Genomic DNA, 15,075 nt, shown 5'->3' with positions numbered 1-15,075 from the left:
ATGCACACGGACAACAGAAACGCAGACCTGGTTTATCGCTTTATCCGTCTGCCCCTGGCGCAGCAGAAGCTGTTTCTCGAAAAACTGGCGTCCAAGGGCGTCACGCTCGCGCAACTGCCCATCCCGGTGGCCAGGCACGATGTCGAACGCCCTGTGCTGTCCTATGCCCAGCAACGCCAGTGGTTTCTCTGGCAGCTGGAGCCCACCGGCTCGGCCTACAACATTCCGACCGCGCTCAGGTTCAGGGGGCAGCTCGACCTGGCAGCCCTGCAGCGCAGCTTCGCGACGCTGATCCAGCGTCATGAAGCCCTGCGCACGACCATTGCCGAGGAAGATGGCCAGCTGATGCAGGTCATCCACCCGAACCAGCCTTTCCAGCTGGCCCGCCAGGCCTTGGGGGCCGTGGAGGAGCAGGTTTTGCAGGCGCAGGTCGCGCTTGAGGTCCAGCAGCCGTTCGATCTGGTCCATGGGCCGCTGCTGCGGGTAAAACTGCTGGAACTGACGCAGGACGAGCACGTGCTGGTGCTCACCTTGCACCATATCGTCGCCGATGGCTGGTCGATGCCCTTGCTCATCGATGAGTTGGTGCAGCTTTATGAGGGCTATAGCCAAGGTCGGGAGGTGGCGCTGGGCGAACTGCCGATCCAGTACGCCGATTATGCGATCTGGCAGCGTGCCTGGATGGACGCCGGCGAGCGTGAGCGTCAGCTGGCGTACTGGATGGCGCAGCTGGGCGACGACCACCCGGTGCTGGAACTGACCACCGACAGGCCACGCCCGGCGCTGCAAAGCTACCGCGGTGAGCGGATCGACGTTGACCTGGGCGAAGCGTTGAGCCAGTCACTCAAACAGCTGGCGCAGCACCAGGGGGCGACACCCTTCATGCTGCTGCTGGCGAGTTTCCAGGTATTGTTGCACCGCTACTCCGGGCAGGCCGATGTGCGCGTGGGCGTGCCCATCGCCAACCGTAACCGCGTAGAGACCGAGCGGCTGATCGGCTTTTTCGTCAATACCCAGGTGATGCGTGCCGAGTTCGATACGCAGCTGACCTTCACCGAGCTGTTGGCGCAAGTGCGGCAACGAGCCTTGGGCGCGCAGGTGCATCAGGACCTGCCATTCGAACAGCTGGTCGATGCCTTGCAGCCTGAACGCAGCCTGAGCCACAGCCCGTTGTTCCAGGTGATGTACAACCACCAGACCCGGGGCAAGGGCGAGCGCCGCAGCTTGCCCGGCCTGGAGGTGGAGAGCCTGCAATGGAACGTGCACGCGGCGCAGTTCGACCTCACGCTGGACAGCTTCGAACATGAGCTGGGCATCAGCGCCACGCTGACCTTTGCAACCGACCTGTTCGATGCCTCGACCATACAGCAGATGGCGCGGCACTGGCTGAACCTGCTACAGGGCATCGTCGGCAACCCAGGCCAGCGAGTGGCTGAGCTGCCATTGCTGGATGACGGGGAGCGGCAGCAGATCGTGCATGGCTGGAATGCCACGCAAACCGATTACCCAGGCGAAGCCAGCATCCACCAGCTGGTCGAAGCCCAGGTCTTCGCCACCCCGGACGCACCGGCGCTGGCCTTTGGCGAGCAGACTCTGAGCTATGCCGAGCTCAACCGCCGTAGCAACCAGCTGGCGCACAAGCTGCGCGAGCTGGGCGTGGGGCCGGATGTGCTGGTGGGCATCGCCATGGAGCGCAGCCTGGAGATGGTCATCGGTTTGCTCGGCATCGTGAAGGCCGGCGGCGCTTATGTGCCGCTGGACCCGGATTACCCCCAGGATCGCCTGAGCTACATGTTCGAGGACAGCGGCATCGCCTTGCTGCTGACCCAGTCGCACCTGCATGAAGCCCTGCCGATCCCGGCCGGCCTGCGCAGCCTGGACCTGGACACCGAGAACTTCGACGGCTACAGCGATGCCAACCCGAATGTCGACGTGGCCCCGCTGAACCTCGCCTACGTGATCTACACCTCCGGCTCCACCGGTCGCCCGAAAGGTGCTGGCAACAGCCATCAGGCGCTGGTCAACCGCCTGTGCTGGATGCAGAAGGCCTACGGGCTGGACGCCAGCGACAGCGTGCTGCAGAAAACCCCGTTCAGCTTCGACGTGTCGGTGTGGGAATTCTTCTGGCCGCTGATGACCGGGGCACGCCTGGTCATGGCCCAGCCCGGCGCGCACCGCGACCCGCAGCTGCTGGTCGAAACCATCAACCATTACGGCATCAGTACGCTGCACTTCGTGCCGTCGATGCTGCAGGCGTTCATGACCCACGAAGCGGTCGAAAGCTGCGTCAGCCTCAAGCGCGTGGTGTGCAGCGGTGAAGCGTTGCCGGCCGAACTGGCCCGCCAAACCCTGCAACGCCTGCCGGCGGCAGGCCTGTACAACCTGTACGGCCCGACCGAAGCGGCGATCGACGTGACCCACTGGACCTGCCAGCCGGACGAAAGCATCAGCGTGCCGATCGGCCAGCCGATCGACAACCTCAAGACCCATATCCTCGAAGGCAGCCTGCAACCGGCGGTGCGCGGCAGTGCCGGCGAGCTGTACCTCGGTGGGGTAGGCCTGGCCCGTGGTTACCACCAACGCCCGGCGCTGACCGCCGAACGCTTCGTGCCGGACCCGTTCAGCGACAACGGCGGGCGCCTGTACCGCACCGGCGACCTGGCGCGCTACCGCGCCGATGGGGTGATCGACTACGCCGGGCGCATCGACCATCAGGTGAAGATCCGCGGCCTGCGCATCGAGCTGGGCGAGATCGAGGCGCGTCTATTGGAGCTGCCGAGTGTGCAGGAAGCCGTGGTGCTGGCCCTGGACGGGCCAAGCGGCAAGCAGCTGGTGGGCTATGTGGTGCCTGCCGACAGCACGCAAGACGAAGGCGCATTGCGCGACAGCCTGCGCGAGGCGCTCAAGGCCGGTTTGCCGGACTACATGGTGCCCGCGCACCTGCTGCTGCTCGGCAAGCTGCCGGTGACGCCGAACGGCAAGCTGGACCGCAAGGCCCTGCCGCAGCCGGATGTCAGCCAGTCGCAGGGCGAGTACGTTGCGCCGCAGAGTGATCTGGAGCAGCAGATCGCGGCGATCTGGGCGGATGTGCTGAAGCTGGAGAAGGTCGGCCTGACTGATAACTTCTTCGAACTGGGCGGCGATTCGATCATCTCGTTGCAGGTGGTCAGCCGTGCGCGCCAGGTGGATATCCAGTTCACGCCCAAGGAGTTGCTGCAGCATCAGACCGTGCAGGGGCTGGCCTCGGTTGCCCGGCGCAGCGAAGCACAAGCGCTGGAGCAGGGCGTGGTCACCGGGCCTCTGCCACTTGGTCCGGTGCAGCACTGGTTCTTCGAGCAAGCGCTTGTAGCACGTGACCACTGGAACCAGTCGGTGTTGCTCGAGCCCGGTAAGGCACTGGATGCGCAGCTGTTGAGCATGGCGCTGGGCAACCTGCATGCCCATCACGACCTGCTGCGGCTCAATGCCTGGCAGAGTGCCGGGCGCTGGCAGGCCACGATCGGCGCGCCGGTATCGACCGAGCTGCTGTGGGTACGCGAATGCGTTGATGCCGAGGCGCTGGAACGCTTGGCCGATCAGGCCCAGCGCAGCCTGAACCTGGCTCAGGGGCCATTGTTGCGCGCCGTGCTGGCAACGCTGGCAGACGGCAGCCAGCGGCTGCTGCTGGTCATTCATCATCTGGTGGTCGATGGCGTGTCATGGCGGATCCTGCTGGAAGACCTGCAACAGGCCTACCAGGCGCTTGCCCTCGGCCAGCCGTTGAAGTTGCCGGCCAAGACCAGCGGGTTCAAGGTCTGGGCCGAACAGCTGCAGGCCTATGCCAGCAGCCAGGCACTGCAACATGAACTGCACTACTGGCGTGATCAACTGCAAGGCGCCAGCGATGCTTTGCCTTGCGATCATCCCCAGGGTGAAAACCTGCAGAAGCATGCAACGTCGGTCAGCACTCGCCTGGACCCGCTCTGGACCCGCAAGCTGTTGCAGCAGGCACCGGCAGCCTATCGCACGCAGATCAACGACCTGTTGCTGACGGCATTGGCCCGTGTGGTCAGCCGTTGGACCGCGCAGCCGCAGGTACTGGTGCGCCTGGAAGGCCATGGCCGCGAGGAACTGTTCGACGGTATCGACCTGAGCCGCACGGTGGGTTGGTTCACCAGCATGTACCCGGTCAACCTCAGCCCTCAGCCCGAGCTGGCCAGTTCGATCAAGACCATCAAGGAGCAACTGCGCGCGGTGCCCCACAAGGGTCTTGGCTATGGTGTGCTGCGTTACCTGGGGGCTGGTGAAGCTCGGCAGACGTTGGCGGCGCTGGCCCAGGGGGCGATCATCTTCAACTACCTGGGGCAGTTCGATGGCAGCTTCGACCAGCAGGCGAGTCTGTTCAGACCGGCCAGCGAGAATGCCGGGCTGAATCAGGATGAGGATGCGCCATTGAGCAGCCTGCTGGCGCTCAATGGCCAGGTGTACGGCGGCGAGCTGACACTGGGCTGGACGTTCAGCCGTGAAGTCTTCGATACCTCGACCATCCAGCAACTGGCCGATGCCTATGCAGAAGAACTCAAGGCCTTGATCAACCATTGCTGCCAGGATGACACCCAAGGCCTCACGCCATCGGACTTCCCCTTGGCCCGTCTGAACCAGGCGCAACTGGACGACCTGCCGGTACCTGCTGCTCAGATTGCCGATATCTACCCGCTGTCGCCGATGCAACAGGGCATGCTGTTCCATACCCTGCAGGAGAGCGACGCCGCGCTGTACATCAACCAGACTGCGGTCGATGTGCACGGCCTGGACATAGACCGCTTCGTCGCGGCCTGGAACCAGGTGATCGCCAGCCACGACATCCTGCGCACGGTCTTCCTGTCATCGGCCCGGTGGGCGGAGCCCTTGCAGGTGGTTCAGCGTCAGGCCAGCCTGCCGCTGCGCGTGCTCGACTGGCGTGGGCGTGAGGTGACCAGCGACGCCTTGCAGGCGCTGGCCGCCGAAGAGGCCGCCGAAGGCTTCGACCTGGCGTGTGCCCCCCTGATGCGCCTGACACTGGTTCGAGTGGATGAGCAACGCCTGCACCTGATCTGGTCGCGCCACCACATCCTCATGGATGGCTGGAGCAATTCACGGTTGCTGGGCGAGGTGTTGCAGGTTTATCACGGCCGGCCCGCCAGCCATGCGGGGGGGCGCTTCGGTGACTACATCCGTTGGCTCGCCGAGCAGCCGATGGGCAAGCTGGAGCAGTTCTGGAGCGAGAAGCTGCGTGCCCTGGAGGGGCCGACGCTGTTGGCCGACAGTGTTGCACCGCAGGCGGACGGCAAGCTTGTCGGGCACCATGCGCTGTACCTGCATTGGGATGCGCAGCGCACGCAACACCTGCGTGACCAGGCCCGGCGCCTGAGGGTTACGGCCAATACCCTGGTCCAGGCCACCTGGCTGTTGCTGCTGCAACGCTACACCGGCCAGGCCAGCGTGTGCTTCGGCGCCACAGTGGCCGGGCGCCCCAGCAGCCTGGCCGGTGCAGGCGAGATGCTGGGGCTGTTCATCAACACGCTACCGGTGGTGCAGGCGCCGCAACCCCAGCACATTGTCAGCGACTGGCTGCACCAGCTGCAGCACTACAACCTGGAACTGCGCGACCACGAGCATGCAGCGCTGGCCGATGTGCAACGCTGGGCCGGGCGGCCAGGGCAGGCGCTGTTCGACAGCATTGTGGTGTTCGAGAACTACCCGGTTGACGACCGCCTGCGCGAGGGCGGCGGCGGAACGTTGCGCTTTGGCGAAGTACGTAACCGCGACGTCACCAACTATGCCATGGACCTGGCCGTGCAATTGGGCGAAACCTTTTCGGTAGAGTTCCTGTACCTGCGCAACCGCTTTACCGAAGCCGCTGTCGAGTGCCTGCGCGGCAGTTTCGAAAGCCTGCTGAGCGCCATGCTGGACAATCCCCAGGCCACGCTGGGCAGCCTGGGCATGCTGACGCCGGCGCAGGCAAGGCACGCCGACCTGCGCAACCAGCTTGCGGCACCTGGGCGCGAGCAGCCGCTGCTCGCCGAGCTTATCGCCGGGCATGCCCGTGAGCGTGGCGAGGCCATGGCGGTAGTCTGCGGCGGCCAACAGTTGACCTATGCCCAGCTGGATGCGCGCGCCAACCGCCTTGCCCACCACCTGATCGCGCAGGGCGTGCGCCCGGAAAGCTGCGTGGGTATTGCCCTGGAGCGGTCGGTGGAGGTGATCGTGGCCTTCCTGGCGGTGATGAAGACCGGCGCAGCTTATGTGCCACTGGATATCGATTACCCACAAGAGCGCCTGCAGTGGATCGTCGAGGACTCGGCAATGCACCTGCTGGTCACCAGCAGTGGCTTGCGCCAGCGCTTTACCCAGGTAGCGCGGTGCATCGAGCTCGACCAGCAAGCGCTGGACCATCTGCCTGCTACTGCACCTGAACAGCGCGCGTGCGCGGATAACCTGGCTTATCTGATCTACACGTCTGGTTCTACCGGCAAGCCCAAAGGTGTGGCGGTGAGCCACGGCCAGATTCGCATGCACTGCCAGGCCATCGCCGGGCTGTACGAGATGGACCTGCAGACCCGCGAGCTGCTGTTCATGTCGTTCGCCTTCGACGGGGCCCAGGAGCGCTGGCTGTCGACGTTGTCCTCGGGTGGTTGCCTGGTGGTGCGTGACAACCGGCTATGGACGGCAGAAGAAACCTGGCAGACCTTGCATGCCCAGCGTATCGACATCGCCTGCTTCCCGCCGGCCTACCTGCAACAGTTGGCCGAATTCGCCGATAGCCAGCAGCAGCCCGCGCCAGCAGTGCGGGTGTACTGCTTTGGCGGCGATGCGGTACCGGACGCCCTGTTCGAGCACGTCAAGCGCACGCTGCGTCCGCGCTGGTTGACCAACGGCTATGGGCCGACGGAAACCGTGGTTACGCCTTTGCTGTGGAAAGTGCCGGTGCAACGAACCTGTGAGGCTGTGTACGCGCCGATTGGCGACCGCGTGGGCGAGCGCACGCTGCACGTACTGGACCCGCACCTCAACCCGCTGCCCGATGGTGTGGCCGGTGAGCTTTACATCGGCGGAGAGGGCGTGGCGCGTGGCTATCACCAGCGGGCCGCACTCACGGCCGAGCGCTTCGTGGCCGACCCGTTAGCCCCGGGTGGCCGCCTGTACCGCACCGGTGACCGGGTGCGTCGCCGCGCCGATGGCGTCATCGACTTCCTCGGGCGCCTGGACAACCAGCTGAAGATTCGAGGGTTCCGCATCGAGCCGGGAGAAATCGAGGCACGCCTGCGCAACCTGGCTGGCGTGCGCGATGCCGTGGTGGTGGCGCGTGACATCAGCACGGGCAAGCAACTGATCGGCTACGTGGTAACGGACAATGCCGATACCCGCGCCGAGCAATTACGTGATGCCCTGCGCGCCGACCTGCCGGATCACATGGTGCCGGCACAGCTTGTACTGATGCCGGCGCTGCCGCTCACACCCAATGGCAAGATCGACCGCAATGGCCTGCCGGCACCCGAGTTTGCAGGCCGGGCATGGGTTGCCCCGCGTAATGCAATCGAGCAGGCGCTGGCAGCGATCTGGCAGGAAGTGCTGCAAGTCGAGCAGGTCGGTGTTGATGACAACTTCTTCGAACTGGGTGGTGACTCGCTGCGCGTGCTGAAGATGCTGTCCAAGGTCCGTGCCCGTGAGGATTTGCCGATCGAACTGAAACTGCGTGATGTGATTGCCCGGCCGACCATCGCCGAGTTGTCGGGTTATGCCTCCGACGATGCCAGCCTGGACCCGCTGTTGTTGCTGAACAGCCGAGTGAGCGCGAGTACACCGCTGTTCTGCCTGCATGCCGGGTTTGGCACGGTGTTCGATTACGAGCCATTGGCGCGCCGGCTGGAAGGCCGTTGCACGGTTTATGGCCTGCAATGCCGGATGCTGCTGGATCACGCCTGGGTGGATGATTCGCTGGAAACGATGGCTATCGATTACGCACAGTACATTCGCCAGAAGCGACCCGAAGGCCCTTATCAGCTGGCAGGTTGGTCGCTGGGCGGCACCCTGGCGGTGTTGGTGGCCAAGGAGTTGGAAAGCCAGGGGCAGCGGGTTGCGGTGCTGGCCTTGGTGGACAGCTTCGTGCCCTCGGCCAGGCAAGCCGTGCAGGAAAGTGACTGGAGCGCCGACCTGCGTGGCTTCCTGGCGGTGATTCTCGGGGTTTCGGCCGATGCACTGGTGCTGCCGGTCGTGCCGGTCGGCAGTACTCAGGATGCCCTGGAGCGCGTGATCGAAACGGCACGGGCCGCACAGGTTGCACAGTCGGCCTATGCCGAAATCGGCAACGCTGATCTGGCGCAGACCTTTGTCGTGGCCATGAAACTCAAGGCGCTTTCGCGTCAATTGCGCCAGCTACCGTCTACCGAGGCAGCGGCAAGTTGCTGGTGGGCGGGGGAGGGCGCGCACGTGGGTGGCATCTCGGGTAGCTGCCAGGACATTGCTGTTGACGCCGGGCACTATGACATCCTTGAGCAGGTGGATGTCCTTGAGGGGGTGATTGCCAGGCTGTTGCTGGCAGATACGATCAGCCAGTAAACCTGCTCACTCTTTGCAGGAGCGGCCTTGTGTCGCGAAAGGGCCGCAACGCGGCCCCAGGGGCTCAGCAGTGATGCAGGAATTGCCGGGGCTGCCTTGCAGCCCTTTCGCGACACAAGGCAGCTCCTACAACGGACCGCCTACCGAAGCGAACACCATGCAGGCATGAAAAAGGCGACCTCCAGGGTCGCCTTTTTTCGTTCTGCTGCTCAGAAATCGTAGCGCAGGTTCAGCGTCGCGTTCCTCGGCGCGCCATAGTGGCCATAGTTGCCGGCCAGGCCTGCGTAGTACTTCTTGTCGAACAGGTTGTCCACGTTCAGCGTGGCGGCCAGGTGCTCGCTGATCTTGTAGCGGGCCATCAGGCTGGCCACGGCGTAGTCTTCCTGGGTGATGCGCGTGTTGTAGCGGGTGGCCAGGGATTGCTGGGAGTTCCAGTTGACCCCACCACCAACAGTCAGGTGCTCCCATTCGCCGGGCAGGTGGTAGGTAGTCCACAGGCGGAATGTATCCAGCGGCAGTTGAGACGTCAGCCGAGCGCCATTGGCATCTTCCGTGCGGGAGTGGCTGTAACCGGTATGAACCTCAAGCCCGCGAGCCACTTCGCCGGACAGTTCAAGATCAATGCCCTTGGTTTCGGCGCCGCTGACCGCGCGGTAAGCGGTGGAGTTAGGCACGCCCGGTACGCTGAAACCGGTGTCTTCCTCTGCAAGGTTGTCGCGCTTGATGAGGTAGATCGCCGCGTTGGCGTTCAGGCGACCATCGTAGAACTCACCTTTCCAGCCCATTTCATAGTTCTGCCCGATCACAGGGTCCAGCACCTTGCCGGTACGGTCGCGGCTGGTCTGGGGCTTGAAGATATCGGTGTAGCTGGCGTACACCGATTGCTCATCGGTCAGGTCATAGATCAGGCCGGCGTACGGTGTTACCTCTCCGTGCTCCTTAAGTTGCGTGGGGTTGCCAGTGCCAGTGGTCAATACCACCTGGTTCGAGTCCGAACGGTAGTTGGTTGTACGGGCACCGAGAATCATGTGCAGGTCGTCGGTGAAGTTGAGCCGGGTGGCAATGAAGTAACCGGTCTGGCGGATGGTCAGGTCGTAGTCCAGCAGTGGCGAATAGTTGCCAGGTTGCGGTATGCGGTTGCCCCAGGTGTAGAAGTTGAATGTGGCTTCCCCAGCTTTCCCGGTGAAGTGGTTGTTCTCGTAATCCATGTAGTCGAAGCCGGTAACCAGTTCGTGGGTCTGGCCAAACAGCTCGAAAGGCCCCTGCAGCGTGATGTTCATGCCCCGCTGAACCTGGTGGGCATCGACTTGCAGCAGGTCGGACTTGGCGTTGCCGGTGGCTTGATCGAGGGTAGATACGCCCGCACCGGTGCGGTAGAACGCCGACAGCGAGTCGCGATCGACATCCATGTAGTTGCCGGCCATCTTCAACTGCCAACCATTGCCAAGCTCCTGGTCCAGGCCGAAGGAGTAGTTCTTGGTGGTGTAGTCTTCATACATCCAGCGCGGCCCGGAACTGGTCGAGCGGGAGAAGTTGGTGGGCTGGCCATTGCTGAAGAACAGCGGCACACCTGGCGCGCCATTGGCGTCGTAGGTCTGGTAGTCCATGCCGAAGCGCACGGTGGTGGTATCGGTCAGGTCTGCTTCGAGCACGCCGTAGACCAGGTCACGGTCCTGGCTGTACCAGTCCATGTAGCTCTGGTTGCTCTGCTTGGCGGCCACCAGGCGGCCGCGCAGCTTGCCGCTTTCGATCAGTGGGCCGGACACGTCGGCCTCGGTGCGATAGTAGTCCCACGAGCCCACACCGGCCTGCACATACGACTGGAATTCACGCGTGGGGCGCTTGCGTACCATGTTGACCACACCGTTGGGCTCGCCCGCACCGGTCATCAGGCCAGTGGCGCCGCGGACGATCTCGATGCGGTCGAACATGGCCATGTCCATCAGGGTGTTGGGCATGTTGCGCGTCAGGTAGTCTTGCGTGGTGTTCACGCCATCGAGCTGGTAGGTGCTGATTTCCGAGCCGCGCGAATAGATGTGAAAGCGCTCGCCACCGTCCTGGGACATGGTGATGCCCGGGTTCTGCTTCAGTACGTCAGTAATGGTCGCCAGGTGCTGGTCGTCCATTTGCTGGCGGGTGATGACGCTGATGCTTTGCGGTGTTTCGCGTATCGACAGGTTCATGCGGGTGGCCGTGCTGGTCACGCCGGTGGTGTAGGAACCCGTGCCTTCGGTAGTGGCCCCCAGGCCCACGCTATTGACGTTGGTCGCCGAAAGCTCGACCTGGCCGTCCTTTGCGACTGAACCCGCTGTTACCGTCACGGTGTTGCCGTCGATTTGATAACGCAGCCCGCTGCCGCCCAGCAGGATGCGCAGGGACGAAGCGAGGTCGTGGCGCCCTTTGAGTGCGGAGGAGCGCAGGCCACCGATATCTTCCGGGCTGTACAGCAACTGGGTATCGGTCTGCCTGGCCAGTGCCTGCAACGCCGAGTTCATCGACTGCGCGGGAATATCCAGTGTCCACTCCTGCGCCTGCACCTGGGCAACCATCGCAGCGGATATCGCCAGGCCCAGGCCGATGCGTGTGAACGCGCGCTGGGGACGAAGGGAATGACGGATCAGTAGTGCTTTGGCAAGCGGGTTGAGCGAGCCGGGGAGGGACTTGGACATCTATTGCGGTCTCGTTGGCAGAGGGATTTTTCTTTGTCAGCTATAGGACGCAGCACCTGCGAAAAACCGGAACGATTCTTATTGGCGATTTTTTTGGCCGATGCTGCGTTAACCGCGTCACAACTTCACAGTTCGCGTGCTACGCGAAAGCCGAGGAAGTCACCGCGGGTGGTCTTGAGGCGGTCGTTGCGGTTGGCCGAGCGGGAGAAGATCGGCGGCTCGCCCCAGTCGTTGCCGCGCATGTGCGCGCGGATGCACTTGGGGTCCTGGATCCAGGCACTGCCGTCGGTAGGGGCGCCTTCGTAGCTGTCGTGGTAGCAGTCGGCGACCCATTCGTAGACGTTGCCGTGCATGTCGTACATGCCGAAGGCATTGGGCGGGTAGCTGCCCACCGGGGCGGTGAAGGTATGCCCGTCCTTGGGGCCATAGGTGTTGGCGTGCTTGCTGATCTCGTACTTGCCAGGTTCGTCGAAGGGGAAGGGGAACGGGCCGCTGGAACCGCCACGGGCGGCATATTCGCGTTCGGCTTCGCTGACCATGCGGTATGGCTTGCCGGTGGTTTCAGCCAGCCATCGGGTGTAGGCCTGTACTTCGTCGTAGTCGATGCATACCGCCGGCTGGCGGGGACCTTGCTTGTAGCTGGGCTTGCTGGCTTCGCACCAGCGGCCGGGGCGGTCGTCGCCGCTCTTGATGACGGTGCCGGTGGCCTTGATATAGGCGTCCAGTTCGTCGGCGGTGACCTGATAGCGGCTCATCGCGAAGGGCTTGGCGAAGGTCACGGTGTGCAGCGGGCCCTCGTCGGGCTGGCGGCCGACTTCGTCGTCAGGGGCCCCCATCACGTAGCTGCCGGCGGGCAGCACGACCATTTCGGGGCAGTTCTTGCAATCCTTGAACACGTCGCCGGGCTTGGCGGCATGGGCGTAGGCGCTGACCAGCAGCAGGCAGGTGATCTGGGCTGGCCGGTAGAGCCAGGCGGATACGTTCATCGGTGGTCCTCGAAACGGGTGAATGCGGGCTGCGTTTCGCATTCAGACGAATCGGGGTGGTGAGAAATTAACCAACATCCAAGGTAGCGCGGTCTTCTTGTGGGAGCGGCCTTGTGTCGCGAAAGGGGCGCGCAGCGGCCCCACACACTCAGCTTCGCCGCAGATATTGCTGGGGCCGCTCTGCGGCCCTTTCGCGACACAAGGCCGCTCCCACAAAAGCTGTTCCCGCGAGTACCGTAGGCACTGGTTGCAAGGCATGGGGCACCGGGCTATAGTCCAGCCCACTGCATTCTTCCCGAAGACCTGTTCATGCCAGCCAGCCCATCCACCACAAGCTTTGCCATCGCGCCAGTCGTGGGCATGGTCGTGCGTGGCTGCCAGCAGCCGGCGATGATCAGTCACTATCCACCACCTGTCAGTGGCGTCGTAGGCGGCGTAGCTCCGCCTCCTTGCGTGGTCGTGCTGGGCTGATCGGCTTCTGGCCGCATCCCTTCGCACACGCAACCTACTGAACACGGTCGGCGACTTTCCACGCTGAAGCGCACGCCGTCCGTCTGGCTTATTCGCCTTGAATCAGGTGGCAATACATGTCTGTCTTTAGCAAAGCATCCGTGGCCTCGGCGGCCACTACCAGCCTGTTCGTCCTGCTGTGGAGCAGCGGGGCGATCGTCTCCAAACTCGGCCTGGCGCACGCCAGCCCGTTCGCCTTCCTGCTGTTGCGCTCGGCGCTGGCCCTGGCCGGCCTGCTGCTGATCGGCCCGTTGCTGGGGCTGCGCTGGCCGCGCAGTCGCGGGGCCATCCTGCGGGCCCTGGGCACCGGCTGTGTGCTGCTCGGCGCCTACCAGATCTTTTACCTGCTGGCGCTCGATACCCATGTCACCCCCGGCATCATGGCCACGGTGATGGGGGTACAACCGATCCTGACCGTGGTGCTGATGGAGCGCCAGCGCTCCTGGAGCCGCTTGTTCGGCCTGGGGTTGGGGCTTGGCGGGTTGATCATGGTGGTCTACCAGGGCATCAACCTGGGCGGGGTGTCGCTGGCGGGGATGCTGTTCGCCTTGCTGGCGCTGGCCAGCATGACCTTCGGCTCGATCCTGCAGAAGCGCATCACCGACAACCCCATGGGTACGCTGCCGCTGCAGTACCTGGCCGGCTTTGCCATGTGCGCATTGTTCGCGCCGCTGCAGCCGCTGCATGTGGAGTGGACTGGCGGTTTCGTCGGCGCGCTGCTGTGGATGGGGCTGGTGGTCTCGCTACTGGCGACCCTGCTGCTGTACCGGCTGATCGCCAAGGGTAACCTGGTCAATGTCACCAGCCTGTTCTACCTGGTGCCGGCAGTGACCGCGGTGATGGACCTGCTGATCTTCGGCAACCGCCTGGCGCCGCTCAGCCTGCTGGGCATGGGGCTGATCGTGGTGGGCTTGCTGTTCGTGTTCCGCAAGCCCGCCGCGCGCCTGGCCGAGGCGTAGGCCCTAGCGGAATTCTTCGGGGATGGCGTGGTGCAATACGCCTTCCTCGAAGTCCAGCAGGCCAGCTTCGCGCTGGGTCAGCAGGTAGTAGAGCAAGGTGTCGAGCGAGCGCTGCGGCGGGACCTCGACCGCCAGCATCTTCACCGCCTGCTCGGTTTCGCAGTTGCAGCCGAAGTCGTGCAAGGCCGCGCGTACCTGGTCCAGGGTTTCCGGGGGCTTGACGATCACCCGGAACACCGAGCTGCCGCTGCTGCGGCGTAGTTCGGCGAACCAGGTTTCGCCGGCTTCCTCACGGGTGCCGATCACGTCGCCCGGGGCGATGCCGTAGACATGGAAGGGAATGTTGTCGACGGCATGGCCGCCTTCCACGGCCTTGGCCCACAGGCCCTCGACCGAGGCGGGCGGGTAGCCGTTTTCGTCCTGCTCCAGGCGGAACAGGACCTTCTTGTACGCGTCGTTCATCGTGTACCCCGCTTCAGCTGCGGGCCGGACGCAGCACCAGCCACAATGCCACGCCAATCAGCAGACCGCCGTACAGGTGCGCCATCGACAGCGGCTCGTCCAGCAGCCATGCCCCCCACAATACGCCGAATACCGGGATCAGGAAGGTCACGGTACTGGCCTTGACCGGGCCGATCTCCTCCAGCAGGCGGAAGTACAGGATGTAGGCGAACGCTGTGCACAACAGGCCCAGGCCCAGCAGCGACAGCCACACCTGCCAGCCGCCCCAGCTGGCGGGTGGCTGGCTCAGCGCGCTCCAGGCGAACAGCGGGCTCAGCATCAGGGTGGCGCCGAGCATGCTGCCCAGTGCCGACAGGCGGCTGTCCAGCCCGCTGACCCAGCGGCGGGCGAGGAAGCCGGCAAAGCCGTAGCAGGTGGTGGCCGCCAGGCAGGCGAGGGCGCCTTGCAGCAGGGCCAGGTCCAGGGCCACCGGGCCGGCACCGCTGAGGATGACGACGCCGAACAGGCCCAGGAAGATGCCGCAGAGCTTGGCCGGGGTCATCGGTTCGCGGAAGAACAGCACGCCGACCAGCACACCCATCAGCGGTGTGGTGGCGTTGAAGATTGCCGAGTAGCCGGCGGGCAGCACCTGGGCGGCCACGGAGTAGAACGTGGCGGGGATACCGGAATTGATCATGCCCAGCACCAGGCAGGCCCCGAGCTTGCCCTGGAAGTCCCAGCGCACGCGGGCGGCAGCGAGCAGTGCAACCAGGCCCAGGCAGGCGATGGACACTCGGAAGAACGCCGTCGGCACCGTGCCCAGTTCGGGGGCGATGATGCGCATGAACAGGAAGCTCGCCCCCCAGACGGCGGCAAGGGTCAGCAGGCGGGCTAGGGCGATGGGGCTCACAACGGTCTCCGGAGGCAGGGCAG

7 protein-coding genes are annotated in these 15,075 nt (G+C 64.2%); 3 read left to right on the top strand and 4 right to left on the bottom strand.

What is annotated here, in order from left to right:
• Positions 1-8,577 (top strand): non-ribosomal peptide synthetase, encoded by an 8,577-nt coding sequence (locus tag QN085_RS19200; RefSeq protein ID WP_285687883.1) that lies wholly within the window; start codon positions 1-3, stop codon positions 8,575-8,577.
• A gap of 209 nt (positions 8,578-8,786) precedes the next feature.
• On the opposite strand, the gene QN085_RS19195 is transcribed toward QN085_RS19200, so the two are convergent.
• Both QN085_RS19195 and pvdO read right to left on the bottom strand, forming a co-directional pair.
• The gene (locus QN085_RS19195; RefSeq protein WP_023661135.1) at positions 8,787-11,246 is read right to left on the bottom strand and encodes a TonB-dependent siderophore receptor; all 2,460 of its coding nucleotides are present in this window, start codon (positions 11,244-11,246) and stop codon (positions 8,787-8,789) included.
• Positions 11,247-11,371: 125 nt separating this feature from the next.
• Positions 11,372-12,232: a dihydropyoverdine dehydrogenase gene (gene pvdO, locus QN085_RS19190; protein ID WP_023661136.1), complete on the bottom strand. Its 861-nt coding sequence runs from the start codon at positions 12,230-12,232 to the stop codon at positions 11,372-11,374.
• A 309-nt stretch (positions 12,233-12,541) separates the two neighbouring features.
• Here pvdO and QN085_RS19185 point away from each other — a divergent pair, with 309 nt between their 5' ends.
• A complete protein-coding gene (locus QN085_RS19185) occupies positions 12,542-12,703 on the top strand; it encodes a hypothetical protein (protein ID WP_164842902.1) in 162 nt (53 codons plus the stop codon).
• A gap of 116 nt (positions 12,704-12,819) precedes the next feature.
• The gene (locus tag QN085_RS19180; protein ID WP_041505660.1) at positions 12,820-13,701 is read left to right on the top strand and encodes a DMT family transporter; all 882 of its coding nucleotides are present in this window, start codon (positions 12,820-12,822) and stop codon (positions 13,699-13,701) included.
• A gap of 3 nt (positions 13,702-13,704) precedes the next feature.
• Here QN085_RS19180 and QN085_RS19175 read toward each other — a convergent pair whose 3' ends face one another.
• Positions 13,705-14,163: a DUF4265 domain-containing protein gene (locus QN085_RS19175; RefSeq protein WP_031325800.1), complete on the bottom strand. Its 459-nt coding sequence runs from the start codon at positions 14,161-14,163 to the stop codon at positions 13,705-13,707.
• Between the two features lie 13 nt (positions 14,164-14,176).
• Positions 14,177-15,052: a DMT family transporter gene (locus QN085_RS19170; protein ID WP_038410078.1), complete on the bottom strand. Its 876-nt coding sequence runs from the start codon at positions 15,050-15,052 to the stop codon at positions 14,177-14,179.
• Positions 15,053-15,075: the final 23 nt, after the last annotated feature.

Source organism: Pseudomonas sp. M2(2023) (assembly GCF_030263955.1).
Lineage (GTDB): Bacteria > Pseudomonadota > Gammaproteobacteria > Pseudomonadales > Pseudomonadaceae > Aquipseudomonas > Aquipseudomonas asiatica.
Note: the sequence above shows the minus strand (reverse complement) of the source record. Positions and strands in the feature narration are given on the sequence as shown.